We start from the raw sequence: 13,649 nt of genomic DNA, 5'->3' as shown, positions 1-13,649 counted from the left end.
CAACATATTGGCGATTTGTTGGGTTGCGCGGAACCAAAGGCACGAGTAGGACGTCTGACGAGACGTAAAGCTCAATTGAAAGGGGAATTTATTATGAGGAAGCTAGCCGTCGCCGTGGCGTTGGCCTCCACTGCCCTGGCGTCGCCTGCTCTGGCACGCGACAACTCATGGTATGTTGGTGTTGGTGGTGGTGTGATGATCGTCGAGGATATGGACCTCGATATCGGCACTATCCCAAATGCAGGCACTCTCGATCACCGTAAAGGTTACGACTTCGAAGGTACTGTCGGTTATGACTTCGGCGGTTTCCGCGCTGAAGTTGAAGTCGGCTATCGCGAAGCCGACATCAAGGGCGGCACCTTCGGTGCTCCCGGCATTCCCGCATTCGCAAATGGCGCGGGCTCGTTCACTGGCACGACGCCGCTGAATGGCGATTCGAACGTGTTGAGCTTCATGGTCAACGGCATGCTCGACTTCGGCGACGATGATGGCCTTCAGGGCTTCGTCGGCGGCGGTGCCGGTGTTGCACGCGTTTCGGTCGAGCCGGTCTTCGCCGGTGCGTTCCTTGACGATTCGGACACGGGCTTTGCCTGGCAGGCGATCGCGGGCATCCGCGCTCCGCTGACCAGCAACTGGGATGCCGGCCTGAAGTATCGTTTCTTCAACGCCGACAATCTTGACCTGGTCGACCAGGGCGGTCGCGACGTTTCGACGCGCTTCCGTTCGCACTCGATCCTGGGCACGCTGACCTACAACTTCGGTGGCGCTGAGCCGGTTCCGGTTGTGGCACCTCCGCCGCCGCCGCCGCCTCCCCCGCCGCCCCCGCCGCCTCCCCCGCCGCCGCCGCCGGTGGTGTGTGAGCCCGGACCGTATATCGTGTACTTCGACTGGGATCAGTCGAACATCACGCCGGAAGCGGCTTCGACGCTCGACAACGCGATCAGCGCCTACAACCGTGGTTGCACGGGTACGCAGGTCATGCTCGCCGGTCACGCCGACCGTTCGGGTGCAGCCAAGTACAACGTCGGCCTGTCGCAGCGCCGCAACGACGCGGTTCGCAGCTATCTGACCGCTCGCGGTATCTCGGACGGCTCGATCAGCGCAGAAGCGTTCGGCGAATCGCGCCCGGCCGTTGCAACCGCCGATGGCGTTCGCAACGATCAGAACCGTCGCGTGGAAATCACTTACGGTCCGAACTCGGGCATGTAAGATCGATTTCCATTCCCGACGGGGATGGGACGAAAAAGAGGGGCGGTGCCGCAAGGCGCCGCCCTTTCTTTATGGGCGTTGGATGACGCCGTGCGGGCCAGGGTCGCGCCGCTACGGAAGGAAGCGATCGGCGCTTGTCTTTGCGAAATTATGATATACCATGTCATTGTGGGGCATGGGGATGGTCTTGTGCCTCGACGCCGAGGCTGGCCGCCAATCAAGAGCCCGCGCGCCGGCCCGGAAACCGGGAGAGAGGCTATGCGCCGACGTCGCAGCATTTTCCGTGCCGACCCAAATGGTGACCCCGACATCAACACGACGCCGCTGATCGACGTGATGCTGGTCATGCTGGTGATGTTCATCATCACCATTCCGCCGCCGACGCACAGCGTTGATGTCACGCTGCCGACAGGGGCGAACGGGGTGAAGGTCGCCGACGAAAATCGGGTGACGATCGATACGGCGGACGTCATTCGCTGGAATGCGGAGGCGATCGACCTCGCCCAATTGGGCGTGCTGGTGAAAGAGGCGTCGGAGCGCGCCGAACCGGCGACGATCCTGCTCGAACCCGATGCGCGCGCGCGATATCTGCGCGTCGATCAGGCGATCGGCGCGATCCGGCGAAATGGCGGCAGCAAGCTCGCCTTTCCGGGCATATATGAATATCGCGGTCTGATCTGAGGCGCGCGAGCCGCGCCCCGCCGTTCAGGAGGCGGGGGCGGTTCCGGGGCGCAGGTAGCGCAGGACATAGCTGACATAGTCGGCCTTGCCGAGCGGGACGCCCATATGGCGCAGCACCGCATAGGCCGCGACGCGGTGGAAGGCGAATTGCGGCTGTGCCCAGTCGCGAAGATAGTCGAAGGCGGTCATGTCGAAGGTCATGCCATTGGGCAGGGTAAAGCTGATCGCGCGGTCGCCATCGTCGCCCAGCGCGGCGGGCTCGACCGCCGCGAGAAAGGCCAGGGCGGCGGCGATCTGTTCCTGCATGCCCGCGAAATCGGACGCATCCTCGGTAAATTCGGGAACGTCGGAAACGCCGAGGCGCGCCAGCGGCTGCAAGGCCTGCGCACAGGTGAAGCGAACCTGCGACGCGAGCGGGAACATGTCGGGCGCGAGGCGCGCGGTCGCGAACTGCAGTTCGCCGACGTCGTTGGCGGCGCTCCAATTCAGCGCCTTGTCCAATTCACCCGACAGCGCCTTGAGGCCATTCTGCCAGGCAGGGACGGAGAGATTATAGAGCAGCGACATCGGCATATCCTTCAAGGGGGAGGGTGTCTCAGGCGGCGGCGAGATTGTCCTGAAACTGGAGCCGCGCGAGGCGCGCGTAGAGGCCGTCCGCGGCGACGAGCGCGTCATGCTTGCCCTCTTCGACGATGCGGCCGTCGTCCATCACGATGATGCGATCGGCGGCGCGCACCGTTGCGAGCCGGTGGGCGATGACGATCGTTGTGCGGTCGTGCATCAATGTTTCGAGCGCGTCCTGAACGAGCTTTTCGGACTCGGCGTCGAGCGCCGAGGTTGCTTCGTCGAGTAGCAGCAAGGGCGCGCGGCGGAGCAGGGCGCGGGCGATGGCGACGCGCTGGCGCTGGCCACCCGACAGGCGGGCGCCGCCCTCACCCATGAAAGTGTCGAGACCCTGTGGCAGCTTGCGCAGGAACTCCTCGGCATTGGCGGCGCGCGCAGCGTCCCACAATTGTTCGTCGGTCGCGTCCCAATTGCCATAGCGCAGATTGTCGCGCGCCGAGGCGGCGAAGATCACCGTTTCCTGTGGCACCATCGCGATGCGAGCGCGGATATCGGCGGGGTCGGCCTCGGTCAGCGGAACGCCGTCGAGAAGGATTTGCCCTCCTTGCGGATCGTAGAAGCGCTCGGCGAGCTGGAACAGGGTCGACTTGCCGGCGCCCGAGGGGCCGACGATCGCGATCGTCTCGCGCGGCCGGATGGCGAGCGAAAAGTTGTGGAGCGCCGGGGCGTCGGGGCGGGTCGGGTAATGGAATTCGACGGCGCGAAACTCGAGTGTTCCGACGGCGGGTTCGGGGAAGGCGCGCGGCTTTGCAGGCGGGGCGATGCCGGGCTCGGCGTTGAGCAATTCGCTGAGCCGCTCGGCGGCGCCGGCGGCGCGGAGCAGGTCGCCATAGACTTCGGTGAGCGCGCCGAACGCACCCGCGACAAGCCCGCCGGTGAGGACGAAGGCGGCGATCGTGCCGCCGGTGATCGTGCCCGCGGCGACGCCCGCGGCGCCATACCAAAGCAGGGTGGTGATCGCGCCGAAGAGCAGGCCGATGACGATCGCGGTCATCATTGCGCGCAGGCGAATGCGGCGCTTGGCGGTGTCGAAGGTCGCCTCGACGGCGTCGGCGAAGCGCTTCGCTTCGCGTTCTTCCTGACCGAAAGCCTGGACGATCTTCATCGCGCCCAATTGTTCGGCGGTGGTGGCGCCGATGTCGGCGACGCGATCCTGGCTCGACCGCGAGACATTCTGCAGTTTTCGCCCAAGCAGCACGATCGGCATGATGATCACCGGGATGCCGAGCAAGATACCGCCAGTGAGTTTGGGCGAGAGCGAGAAGAGATAGGCGATGCCGCCGATTCCCATCACGAGGTTGCGCAGCGCCACCGATACGGTGGTGCCGACGACCTGTTCGATGATCGAGGTGTCCGATGTCATCCGCGAGGCGATTTCGGACGGACGGTTTTCCTCGAAGAAGCCGGGGGCGAGGCTGAGCAGATTGCGCTGCACCGCCTGGCGAATGTCGGCGACGGTGCGCTCGCCCAGCCAGCTGACGAAATAGAAGCGCAGCGCGGTGGCCGCAGCGAGCAGCAGCACGATGATGTAGAATAGCCGGAAATGCGGCGCGACGTCGCCGCCGCCGGCGACGAAGCCGCTGTCGATCATTTCCTTGAACTGCCAGGGAATGGCGAGGGTCGCGAGCGCGGCGACGCTGAGCGCGACTGCGGCGATCAGCACCTGCAGCGGATAGCGGCTGGCATAGTGCCAGATCATGCGCAGGCTGCCGAGCTTGCGGCGGCGGGGCTCCGGCGCTTCGGTCGCTGCGGGGAGGGCGGATGGTTCGGATGTTGTCGCCATTGCGATCGCCCTAGCAGCCGCGATGATGCGGCTCAACGTCGCAGAATGGCGCGGGGCTTCAAAGATTATGAAGGGGAGCGCGATTATCGCGCTCCCCTTCTGCATTAACGGTTGTCGAGTTGCGCCCGCACCGCGCGGAGTCCCGCCTGTGTGATGCGGTACGGTGCGCCGCCGTGCGAGGCGATGAAGCCGCGCCGTCGCAGCCGGTTGAACAGCGGCAGGTCGGTCTGCGCGAGGACAAAATCTTCGCGGGTGAAGCAGAGCGCCTCGACGATCTGACCGTTCTCGCTGCGCCGATGGCGGATCATGCCGCCCTGCGCCAGCACATGGAGGACGCGCTGCTCCGCTTTCGAAATATTCATGGGATATGTCCGGGATATAAAGCAACAAAGGCGCGCGGACACAGAGGTCAGCACGCTCCAGTCATCCCGTTTTCGCCGGGATGTTAGCGGTTGCCCGCAATCTCAGACATAAAAGGCTCCAGCGGCGCAAAGGTGCGTCGATGCGGCAGATTATGGGCAAATATTCGCGGCTGCAACGATTTTGATGCATTGCACAATAAAACCGACGCCCTAGACTGGTGCTAACAAGCAGGCGCCAAAGAGCGCCGCTGGGGGCAACGCAAGGAACGAATATGCTCTATCACGCCTTTGAAATGCAGAAGAACTGGCTCGCCGGTGCGAGCGCGCTCGCGACCGCGGGGGCACAGGCGATGCAACATCCCGCGAATCCGCTCGGTTATTTCGGCGGCAGCCCGATGTTCGCGTCGGCGCTGGAGGTTTTCGCCCATGCCTCCGCTCCGCGCGGCAAGCCCGGCTTCGACCTCTTCGAAACGATCGTCGATGGCGAGACGGTGCGGGTGACCGAAACGATCGAGGCGCGGAAGCCCTTTGGACAGCTGAAGCATTTCCAGCATAAGGGCACGAAGGGCGCGCCCAGGCTGTTGATCGTCGCGCCGATGTCGGGCCATTATGCGACGCTGCTGCGCGGCACGGTCGAGCGCATGCTGCCCGGTCATGACGTGTGGATCACCGACTGGCGCGACGCGCGTAATGTGCCGCTGGAAGCGGGCAAGTTCGACCTCGACGATTATGTCGATTATCTGATCGGCTGGCTCGAGCATATCGGCCCCGGCGCGCATGTGCTGGCGGTGTGTCAGCCGTCGGTGCCGAGCCTTGCCGCTGCGGCGATCATGGCGGCGGACAAGCATAAGTGCCGTCCCGCGACGCTGACGATGATGGGCGGGCCGATCGACACGCGCGAGGCACCGACCGCGGTCAACGAACATGCGATGACGCGGCCGCACGCCTGGTTCCAGGAAAATGTCATCGCGACGGTGCCGGCCTATTATCCCGGCGCTGGTCGCCGGGTCTATCCGGGCTTTTTGCAGCTCGCGGGTTTCATGTCGATGAACCTTGGCAATCACATGATGAGCCATTGGTCGATGTTCAAACATCTGGTCGATGGCGACGGCGAAAGCGCCGACAAGACCAAGGAATTTTACGACGAATATCGCGCGGTGTGCGACATGACGTCGGAATTCTACCTGCAGACGGTCGATGTCGTGTTCCAGCGCCATCTGCTGCCGAAGGGCGAGATGCTGCACCGCGGCAAGCCCGTCGATCTGAATGCGATCGAGGATATTGCGATCCTGGCGATAGAAGGCGAGCGCGACGATATTTCGGGGCTGGGCCAGACCAAGGCGGCGCTGACGCTGACCAAATCGCTGCCCGCAGCGAAGAAGCAATATTTTATGGCGGAAACCGTCGGCCATTATGGCATTTTCAATGGCCGCAAATGGCGTGAGGATATTGCGCCGGTGGTCGAGAAATGGATCCGCAGCAACGGGGGATGAGGCGAAGCTGTTCCCCGCGAAAGGCGGGGTCCGGAACGCTGCGACGTGAGGTCTGCTCATTCACGCCTTGGGCTCCGGCCTTCGCCGGGGAGCGGGAATGGTCGAAAGCGACCGATAGTCGACCTGACGACCCCGTTCGCATCGAGCGAAGTCGAGACGCCCCTCGGCCCGGCGCTATGTCGATGGGTGTCTCGACTTCGCTCTACACGAACGGAAATATCGGACGGTCTGAAAGCGACCGATAACAGACATTAACCGATGCGATGTATCCCGTCCAAATCATACTCTATACAGGGGCATCAAATGGCATGGGATCGTAGAGAAGCCATCGCGCTAGCATCAGGTTTAGTAGCTGCTTCCGCGCTAACGGGTCGCGCCGAAGCCTGCGCCATTACCACGCTGCCATTTTCAGCGATGTCGATTGATCGCCAACGCATGTCGTCCAAGCTGGAAGCCTTGCGTCATCACTGGAACAACAACAGCATCGACAAGTTCTTTCGTCAAGATTGCGATCCGAGCGTAGTCGTCGATTTTTATGTCGACGGAAAGGGTGGCCGCTGGGGAGCCGCCAACGCCATTGACCTCCTCCACGAATGTTTTCCCAAGATTCTGGGTGACTTCAGCGGTCACATGTTCGACCCGTTTCAGCCGCTGGTCTACTCCATGGCCGTTTTTGAAAAGGGTTCCGATACGCCCCCTCATCCACCCGGCGACCTTCGCTGCGGGCGATCCGATTTTCCTCCGGTCTTCGTCATCGCCATGGGGTTCAAGACGGACCGGGGTCTTCAGGAAACGACGCTGAGTCGGGGTCAGGAGATTGTGTCCGGCCTTACTTTTCGCGCCAGTCTGGACTTCGATCAGCGCTTTTATCGGCCCGCGTAGGAAACGTCCGATTCTCACCCCATGACGGACGTTCAACCCGCCTGATTTGCTCAATGCCAGGGCGATGTCCGCACGCCCCAGTAGATAAGATAGAGCAGCCCCGCCCACAGCAGCAGGATGACAGCCATGCCCACGCGGCTCGAGGGGCGCTCGCTCGCCGCCTCGGCGGCGCCGTGGAGTTCGGCCCAGAGGGGCGCGTGGATCAGGCGGCGCACCGCCCATAAGCCCAGCGGCACGATGATGAGATCGTCGAGCCAGCCGAACAGGGGAATGAAATCGGGAATGAGGTCGATCGGCGAGAGCGCATAGGCCGCGACGGCGATGGCGAGGAGGCGGGCGAGCCAGGGCACGCGCGGGTCGCGCGCGGCGAGCCATGCGGTATGGGCTTCGATAGCGAGGCGGAGGCCGAGGTCGCCGATACGTTCGGATAAGGATTTGCCGGTCATCGTGCGCACCATAAATAGTTTGTTCGTCATTGCGACCCCGGCGAAGGCCGGGGGGAGCAAACTCCAGCCTTTGACCATGTACAATCACGATAGTTGGAGATTGCCGTGTCGCCTTCGGCTCCTCGCAATGGCGATGTTGCGGGATGGCGGTCTTGGCTTATGATCGCATGATGGCCATCCAACTGAAAAGCGCGCGTGTCGAACGCTGGCCCGTTGCCGGGGCGTTTGTGATCAGCCGCGGCGCCCGGGCGCATGTCGATGTCGTCGTCGCCGAGATCGAGGGGGAGGGCGCCGTCGGGCGCGGCGAGGGGACGCCCATCTATTATCATGGCGAGGATGCGGCGGGGTGCCGCGACCAGTTGCTGCGCGTGGCGCCGCATATCGCCGACATGGGCGCGGCGGAGGCGCGCGCGGCGGTGCAGGAATTGCTGGCACCCGGCGCGGCGCGCAATGCGCTCGACTGTGCGCTTTGGGATATGGAGGCGCGGCAGCGGGGGCTTCGGCTGTGGCAGCTTGTCGGGCTCGACAGTGCACCGACCGCGCGCGTCACCGCCTTTACCATCTCGCTCGGCACCCCCGGCGCGATGGCCGAACAGGCGGCGACTGCCGCTGCCGACGGCTATCGCCTGCTCAAGCTCAAGCTGACCGGCGACGAGGATCGGCTGCGCGTCGCCGCGGTGCGAAAGGGCGCGCCCGAAGCGCGGCTGATCGTCGATGCCAATGAAAGCTGGGGGGAAGTCGATATTTTGAGCGAGGCCGAGGCGCTCGCCGACATGGGGGTCGAAATGATCGAACAGCCGGTGCCGGTCGGCGCCGACGCGCTGCTCGACCCCATTTATGCGCCGCTGCCCTTTGTTGCCGATGAAAGCTGTCACACCGCCGCCGATGTCGCGCGGATCGGTGCCTTTTACGACGGGGTGAATATCAAACTCGACAAGGCGGGCGGGTTGACCGAGGCGTTGCGGCTTGCCGATGCCGCCGATGCGGCGGGGCTGTCGATCATGGTCGGCTGTATGTTGTGCACCAGCTTGGCCATTGCGCCGGCCTTTGTGCTGGCGCAGCGGGCGCGCTGGGTTGATCTCGACGGGCCGGCGCTGCTGGGGCGCGACCGCGATGGAGGGTTTGAATTTCGCGAAGGGCGGATCGGGCCGCCTGCGGGATGAAGAAATCCTCCCTGTCGCGAAGCGACAGGGAGGATCAAGTATCAGAGCGCCACTTTGGCGTGCTCGCCGAGTTCGCCTTCTTTCATCGTCATGCCGGTGGCGAGCTTGAGCATGCCCTTGATGCCCGGATCGGCGGTCCAGATTTCGGCGTCGTCGAGATCGAAGCGCAGCAGGACCAGCTTGGGGTCCTCCTTTCCGCCCGGATACCAGGCGGCGATTCCGTTATTCCACAGCTTGTCGAGCACCACAGGGTCGGGCTCGCGGCGCAGCGTTCCCGAAATGCAGGCGAACAGGTCGTGCCCCTTTGACGCGAACTGCGCCATCGCGGGGCCGCCGCCGGAGAGCCGGTTGTCGGTCGAAGTGAAAAACCAGAAGGCACTGTGCGCATCCTTGTCGAGCTGTGCGTTCATTGGAATGCTGTGTTCGCGCTCGCCGGTCTGTCCCACCATGACATAAGGGCTGTCAGCCAGCGCCTTCCAGAAGTGTTTTTTGATGTCGTCGCTCATCGGAAAGTCCTTTCTTCCCTCGATATATGAATAACGCGGCGATGGCCCGGACGTTGCCCGCTTCAGCGCGGCAGCGGCTCCTTGTAGCTGACGACTTCATATTCGATGCCGTCAGGGTCGAAGAAATAGAAGCGGCGGCCGGGTTGATAATCGCCGTGGTTGAAGGGGATGAGTCCGGCGGCTTTCACCCGCGCCTCGGTCGCGTCGAGATCGTCGACCTGCACCCCGACATGGTTGAGCGGCTCGCCCTTGGGATAGCGCTGGTCGGCATGTTCGCCATCGGGGCCGGTGTAGAGCGCGATATAGGCGCGGTCGCTGCCGACGTGGATCGTGTGGCCGCCGTCGCGTGCGGGGCCGTTCCAGCGCTCGTGCCAGCCGAAGATGGCGATCATCAGCGAGGCGGTGCGCGCCGGGTCGCTGACGGTCAGATTCACATGTTCGATGAAGGGGTGGGTCATGTTGCCTGCTCCTGATTCGGGTTGACGCAAGTCTTTTGCAAGCTCAAGTCAGGTTTAGATCAAGAGGAGATGTGGTGGGTTGGATTTTCGACCCGTCATTGCGAGCGAAGCGAAGCAATCTCCAGCTATCGACCTAGCGAAGGGGCGATAGCCGGAGATTGCCGCGTCGCCTCCGGCTCCTCGCGATGACGGGAGGAAGAGACAATGCATCGGCGCGATCTGATCCCCATTGGCGAGCTGGCGACGCGAACCGGCGTCGCGGTGTCGGCGATCCGTTTTTACGAGGCGAAGGGGCTGATCGCGGCTTTGCGCACCAGCGGCGGGCAGCGGCGTTTTCTGCGCGCCGACATCCGCCGCGTCTCCTTCATCCTGATCGCGCAGCAATTGGGATTGAGCCTTGAGGAAATCGCGGCCGAACTGGCGCGCCTGCCCGCCGGGCGCAATCCCAATGCCGCCGACTGGACACGGATCAGCACCGGGCTGCGCGCGCGGATCGATGCGCAGATCGTCGCGCTCGCGCGCACCCGCGAATTGCTCGACAATTGTATCGGATGCGGTTGCCTGAGCCTGAAAAACTGTGGGCTCTATAATCGCGCGGACAAGGCGGCACAGCGCGGCGCAGGGCCGCGCTATCTGCTCGGCGACCGCGCGATGGAGATTGCGGAGGTCGGGTGATCCGGGCCCGGCACGCGCTCGACAGGCGAGGAAAGCTGATGTTATGCAACGATATCAGCCGTCAATCGGCGTACCTCCGGAGAGGCCCTATGGTGAAAATATTCTACCCGATCCTGCTCGCTGCCGCCACGGTATATGGGGCGCCCGCCGTCGCCGGGGCGCCGTCCCCTTCCCCGCTGATCGGTAGCTGGGCGGTCGACACCGCTCGCCTGACGATGCCGCCCGAAGCGCGGCCGAAGAGCGTCACCATCACCTATGACGATGTCGGCGGCGGCAAGTGGCGGACGAATGTCGAGGTCGTGCTGCCCGACGGAAAGAAGGTTCAGGCAATTTCGACCTATGTTCCCGACGGCAGCGCAACGCCGGTCGAGGGCAATCTGGAGGCCGATGTGGTGGCGACTCGACTGCCCGAGCCCGGCGTGATGGTGACGGCGCTCGCGCTCGGCGGGGTGCCGGGATCGATGCGCACCTATACTGTGGCCGCCGACGGCAAGACGATGACCGAGACGGTTGTCTATTTCAAATCCGGAGGCGTGCCCGCGATGCGGACGAATCACTTCAACCGTGTGCGCTGAGGCGGATTGACGACCGGGCTGCTTTCGGGGTGGGAAGCGGACGCACCAAATATTCGTCATTCCCGCGAAAGCGGGAACCCAGTGTGGGATCAAATTACGTCTGCTCTGGGTCCCCGCTTTCGCGGGGATGACGAAGCAGAAGGAGTGTGTCGGCCGGTTTCGGCCACGAGCCGAGCTTCGTTCCTTCGAAGGAAGTCCGGTCAGGCCGCTGCCAGTTTCTCGAGCTCGGGCGCGCCGGCGAGGCAGGGGCCGAGGCGTGCGCCGATCGTGCGGAAATGGTCTGAGGCACCATGGGCTTCGACCGCTGCGGCGTCGTCATAGCATTCCATGACTTTGTAAACGCCGGCGTCGTCGGTGCGGAACAGGCGGTAATAGCTGTTGCCGGGTTCGTTTGCGTGAACTGCGGCGGCGAGTTCGGCGAAGACGGCTTCGAATTCACCTTCCTTGCCGGGTTGGACGCGCAGTGTTGCGATGATGCCGATGGCACTCATGTCATTCTCCCTATGGATCAGGCTTTGAGGTCGGGATCGACTGTCCAGCCGTCCTCGACCTGCACGCCGAAGCTGTTCAAAATCATCGATACTTGCGTATATTGGCCGACCGTCATGACGAGGTCCATGCGGCCCTTGTCGCCGAGCGGCGCGAGTGCGGCCCAGCTCGTATCGGTGACGAAATGGTCGCTATTGAGCTCGTCGGTCGCGCGGAGCATTGCGCGGTCGAGGTCGTTCCAGTCGGGTGCGTCAGGACCGGCCTTGATGCGGTCGATCTCGATTTCGGTGAGGCCGCAGTCGAGGCCGATGCGCTTGTGCTGGGTCCATTCATAGCCCGAGCGGCAATTATAGCCGGTACGCAGGATGATAAGCTCACGGTCGCGCGGGCTGAGGGCGCTGCGCTTCGAGAGGATATAATTGCCCCAGCCGAGGAAGGCGGTCAGCGCCTTGGGTGCGTGGGCGAGGGTGCGGAAGATGTTGAGAATCCGCCCGCCCCCGACCCTGCCACCATCGGTGGCAAGGAAGGGGGTGAGTGCGGCGCGCTGGTCGGCATCGAGATGGTCGAGGTCGACCGGCTCGATGCGCGGAGCGTCCAGACGCATCAGAAGATCTCGAACAGACCCGCCGCGCCCTGGCCGCCGCCGATGCACATGGTGACGACGGCATATTTGACGCCGCGGCGCTTGCCTTCGATCAGCGCGTGGCCCGCGCAGCGTGCGCCGGTCATGCCGAAGGGGTGACCGATCGAGATCGAGCCGCCGTTGACGTTGAGCAGCTCATTGGGGATGCCCAGCTTGTCGCGGCAGTAAAGCACCTGCACGGCGAAGGCTTCGTTGAGTTCCCAAAGGCCGATATCGTCCATCTTGAGCTCGAAGCGTTCGAGCAGCTTGGGGATGGCGAAAACGGGGCCGATGCCCATTTCGTCGGGCTCGGTACCCGCAACCGCCATGCCGACATAGCGGCCCAGCGGGTTCAGACCGCGCTTTTCGGCGACCTTGGCTTCCATCACGACGCAGGCCGACGAACCGTCCGACAGCTGGCTGGCGTTGCCCGCGGTGATCGAATTGCCTTCGCCCATCACCGGCTTCAGGCTCGACAGACCTTCGAGCGTGGTGTCGGGGCGGTTGCACTCGTCCTTGTTGGCGGTGACGTCCTTGTAGGAAACTTCCTTCGTTTCCTTGTCGACGATCGCCATCGTCGCCTGGCAGGCAATGATTTCGTCGTCATATTTGCCCGACGCCTGCGCGGCGGCGGTGCGCTGCTGCGACTGGAACGAATATTCGTCCTGCGCTTCGCGGCTGATGCCGTAACGCTTGGCGACGACCTCTGCGGTGCCGATCATCGGCATGTAGATGTCCTTGTGCATCTTGATCAGTTCGGCGTCGGTTTCAAAGAACAGCTTGCCGCTGCCGCTGACCTTTGAAATGCTTTCGACGCCGCCGGCGACGCAAATATCCTGGCGATCGACGATGATCTGCTTTGCGGCGGTCGCGATCGTCATCAGGCCCGACGAGCACTGACGGTCGATCGACATGCCGGGGACGGTGACGGGCAGGCCGGCGCGCAGCGCGATCAGGCGCGCGACGTTCGAGGTCTGCGAGCCCTGCTGCATCGCGGCGCCGAAGACGACATCGTCAATCTCTGCGCCTTCGAGCCCGGCGCGCTCGACGGCGGCCTTGACCGACCAGGCGCCGAGCGTCGGCGAAGTGGTGTTGTTGAACGAACCGCGGCCCGCTTTGGTCAGCGGAGTGCGGGCGGTGGAAACGATGACGGCGTCACGCATGATGAACTTCCTTTTTGGTCAATCTGAACAGGTCTTTGCCGGGGAGGGCGGGATCAGACGAAAAACTGCGTGATCCATTCGGCGATCAGCGCAGGCTTTTCCTCGCCTTCGATCTCGATCGTGATTTCGTTGGTTTGTTGCCATTGACCCGGACGTTTTTCGTCGAGTTCGAGCAATTTAATGTGGCTGCGGACGCGCTTGCCCGAGCGGACGGGCGCGAGGAAGCGGACTTTGTTGCCACCGTAATTGACGCCCATTTTGACGCCCGAGACCTTGGGGCCGTCGGTGCTGGCGCCGAGCATCGGGATCAGCGACAGGGTCAGGAAGCCGTGAGCGATGGTGCCGCCGAAGGGCGTCAGCTTGGCCTTTTCGACGTCGATATGGATGAACTGATGGTCGCCGGTGGCGTCGGCGAATTTGTTGATCATCTCCTGATCCACCAGCACCCAATCCGAGGTGCCGAGATGCTCGCCGACCTTGGCTTGCAGTTCCTGTGGCGTGATTCCGCCCATCGATCT

The 13,649-nt window shown here is 63.5% G+C and carries 17 protein-coding genes; 7 read left to right on the top strand and 10 right to left on the bottom strand.

From position 1 onward, the window contains the following. Positions 1 to 93 precede the first annotated feature (93 nt). Together CDQ91_RS09935 and CDQ91_RS09930 are read left to right on the top strand one after the other, a co-directional pair. Positions 94 to 1,209, top strand: coding sequence for an OmpA family protein (locus tag CDQ91_RS09935; protein ID WP_088472545.1), 1,116 nt, complete (start codon positions 94 to 96; stop codon positions 1,207 to 1,209). Between the two features lie 258 nt (positions 1,210 to 1,467). Continuing rightward, complete coding sequence (locus tag CDQ91_RS09930) at positions 1,468 to 1,890, top strand: ExbD/TolR family protein (protein ID WP_088472544.1); 423 nt, start codon at positions 1,468 to 1,470, stop codon at positions 1,888 to 1,890. Positions 1,891 to 1,914: 24 nt separating this feature from the next. On the opposite strand, the gene CDQ91_RS09925 is transcribed toward CDQ91_RS09930, so the two are convergent. The 3 genes from CDQ91_RS09925 to CDQ91_RS09915 form a co-directional block, all read right to left on the bottom strand. Next, positions 1,915 to 2,457, bottom strand: a complete 543-nt coding sequence (locus CDQ91_RS09925) for a DUF1993 family protein (RefSeq protein ID WP_088472682.1) — start codon at positions 2,455 to 2,457, stop codon at positions 1,915 to 1,917. Between the two features lie 28 nt (positions 2,458 to 2,485). Beyond that, the gene (locus tag CDQ91_RS09920; protein ID WP_088472681.1) at positions 2,486 to 4,297 is read right to left on the bottom strand and encodes an ABC transporter transmembrane domain-containing protein; all 1,812 of its coding nucleotides are present in this window, start codon (positions 4,295 to 4,297) and stop codon (positions 2,486 to 2,488) included. A gap of 104 nt (positions 4,298 to 4,401) precedes the next feature. Beyond that, on the bottom strand, positions 4,402 to 4,659 hold the full coding sequence (locus CDQ91_RS09915) for a YjhX family toxin (RefSeq protein ID WP_088472543.1): 258 nt from the start codon (positions 4,657 to 4,659) through the stop codon (positions 4,402 to 4,404). A 272-nt stretch (positions 4,660 to 4,931) separates the two neighbouring features. On the opposite strand from CDQ91_RS09915, the gene CDQ91_RS09910 reads away from it, so the two are divergent. Next, positions 4,932 to 6,152, top strand: a complete 1,221-nt coding sequence (locus tag CDQ91_RS09910) for a polyhydroxyalkanoate depolymerase (protein ID WP_088472542.1) — start codon at positions 4,932 to 4,934, stop codon at positions 6,150 to 6,152. A 303-nt stretch (positions 6,153 to 6,455) separates the two neighbouring features. After that, complete coding sequence (locus CDQ91_RS09905; RefSeq protein ID WP_144036739.1) at positions 6,456 to 7,034, top strand: hypothetical protein; 579 nt, start codon at positions 6,456 to 6,458, stop codon at positions 7,032 to 7,034. 50 nt (positions 7,035 to 7,084) lie between these two features. On the opposite strand, the gene CDQ91_RS09900 is transcribed toward CDQ91_RS09905, so the two are convergent. Beyond that, positions 7,085 to 7,480: a YkvA family protein gene (locus tag CDQ91_RS09900; RefSeq protein ID WP_088472680.1), complete on the bottom strand. Its 396-nt coding sequence runs from the start codon at positions 7,478 to 7,480 to the stop codon at positions 7,085 to 7,087. Between the two features lie 170 nt (positions 7,481 to 7,650). Here CDQ91_RS09900 and CDQ91_RS09895 point away from each other — a divergent pair, with 170 nt between their 5' ends. Next, a complete protein-coding gene (locus CDQ91_RS09895; protein ID WP_088472679.1) occupies positions 7,651 to 8,643 on the top strand; it encodes a dipeptide epimerase in 993 nt (330 codons plus the stop codon). Between the two features lie 41 nt (positions 8,644 to 8,684). Here the strand turns inward: CDQ91_RS09895 and CDQ91_RS09890 are convergent, their stop codons facing one another. Both CDQ91_RS09890 and CDQ91_RS09885 read right to left on the bottom strand, forming a co-directional pair. Continuing rightward, a complete protein-coding gene (locus CDQ91_RS09890) occupies positions 8,685 to 9,149 on the bottom strand; it encodes a pyridoxamine 5'-phosphate oxidase family protein (RefSeq protein ID WP_088472540.1) in 465 nt (154 codons plus the stop codon). Between the two features lie 62 nt (positions 9,150 to 9,211). Continuing rightward, positions 9,212 to 9,607 (bottom strand): VOC family protein, encoded by a 396-nt coding sequence (locus CDQ91_RS09885; RefSeq protein WP_088472539.1) that lies wholly within the window; start codon positions 9,605 to 9,607, stop codon positions 9,212 to 9,214. Positions 9,608 to 9,811: 204 nt separating this feature from the next. Between CDQ91_RS09885 and soxR the strand changes: the two genes are divergently transcribed. Continuing rightward, a complete protein-coding gene (gene soxR / locus CDQ91_RS09880; protein ID WP_088472538.1) occupies positions 9,812 to 10,282 on the top strand; it encodes a redox-sensitive transcriptional activator SoxR in 471 nt (156 codons plus the stop codon). Between the two features lie 89 nt (positions 10,283 to 10,371). After that, on the top strand, positions 10,372 to 10,857 hold the full coding sequence (locus tag CDQ91_RS09875) for a hypothetical protein (RefSeq protein ID WP_201791884.1): 486 nt from the start codon (positions 10,372 to 10,374) through the stop codon (positions 10,855 to 10,857). A 200-nt stretch (positions 10,858 to 11,057) separates the two neighbouring features. Here the strand turns inward: CDQ91_RS09875 and CDQ91_RS09870 are convergent, their stop codons facing one another. The 4 genes from CDQ91_RS09870 to CDQ91_RS09855 are packed head-to-tail and all read right to left on the bottom strand — an operon-like array spanning position 11,058 to position 13,643. After that, positions 11,058 to 11,348: a putative quinol monooxygenase gene (locus tag CDQ91_RS09870; protein ID WP_088472537.1), complete on the bottom strand. Its 291-nt coding sequence runs from the start codon at positions 11,346 to 11,348 to the stop codon at positions 11,058 to 11,060. 17 nt (positions 11,349 to 11,365) lie between these two features. Further along, positions 11,366 to 11,950 carry a carboxymuconolactone decarboxylase family protein gene (locus CDQ91_RS09865; RefSeq protein WP_088472536.1) on the bottom strand — a complete coding sequence of 195 codons (585 nt, stop codon included), beginning with the start codon at positions 11,948 to 11,950 and terminating at the stop codon, positions 11,366 to 11,368. Further along, positions 11,950 to 13,131, bottom strand: coding sequence for an acetyl-CoA C-acyltransferase (locus tag CDQ91_RS09860; RefSeq protein ID WP_088472535.1), 1,182 nt, complete (start codon positions 13,129 to 13,131; stop codon positions 11,950 to 11,952). Before CDQ91_RS09860 ends, CDQ91_RS09865 begins: the two co-directional genes overlap by 1 nt. A gap of 53 nt (positions 13,132 to 13,184) precedes the next feature. Beyond that, positions 13,185 to 13,643, bottom strand: a complete 459-nt coding sequence (locus CDQ91_RS09855) for a MaoC family dehydratase (protein WP_088472534.1) — start codon at positions 13,641 to 13,643, stop codon at positions 13,185 to 13,187. Positions 13,644 to 13,649 lie beyond the last annotated feature (6 nt).

Source organism: Sphingopyxis witflariensis (assembly GCF_002205635.1).
Classification (GTDB): Bacteria; Pseudomonadota; Alphaproteobacteria; order Sphingomonadales; family Sphingomonadaceae; genus Sphingopyxis; species Sphingopyxis witflariensis.
The sequence above is the reverse complement of the archived record's forward strand: the minus strand, read 5'-3'. Positions and strand labels throughout refer to the sequence as shown.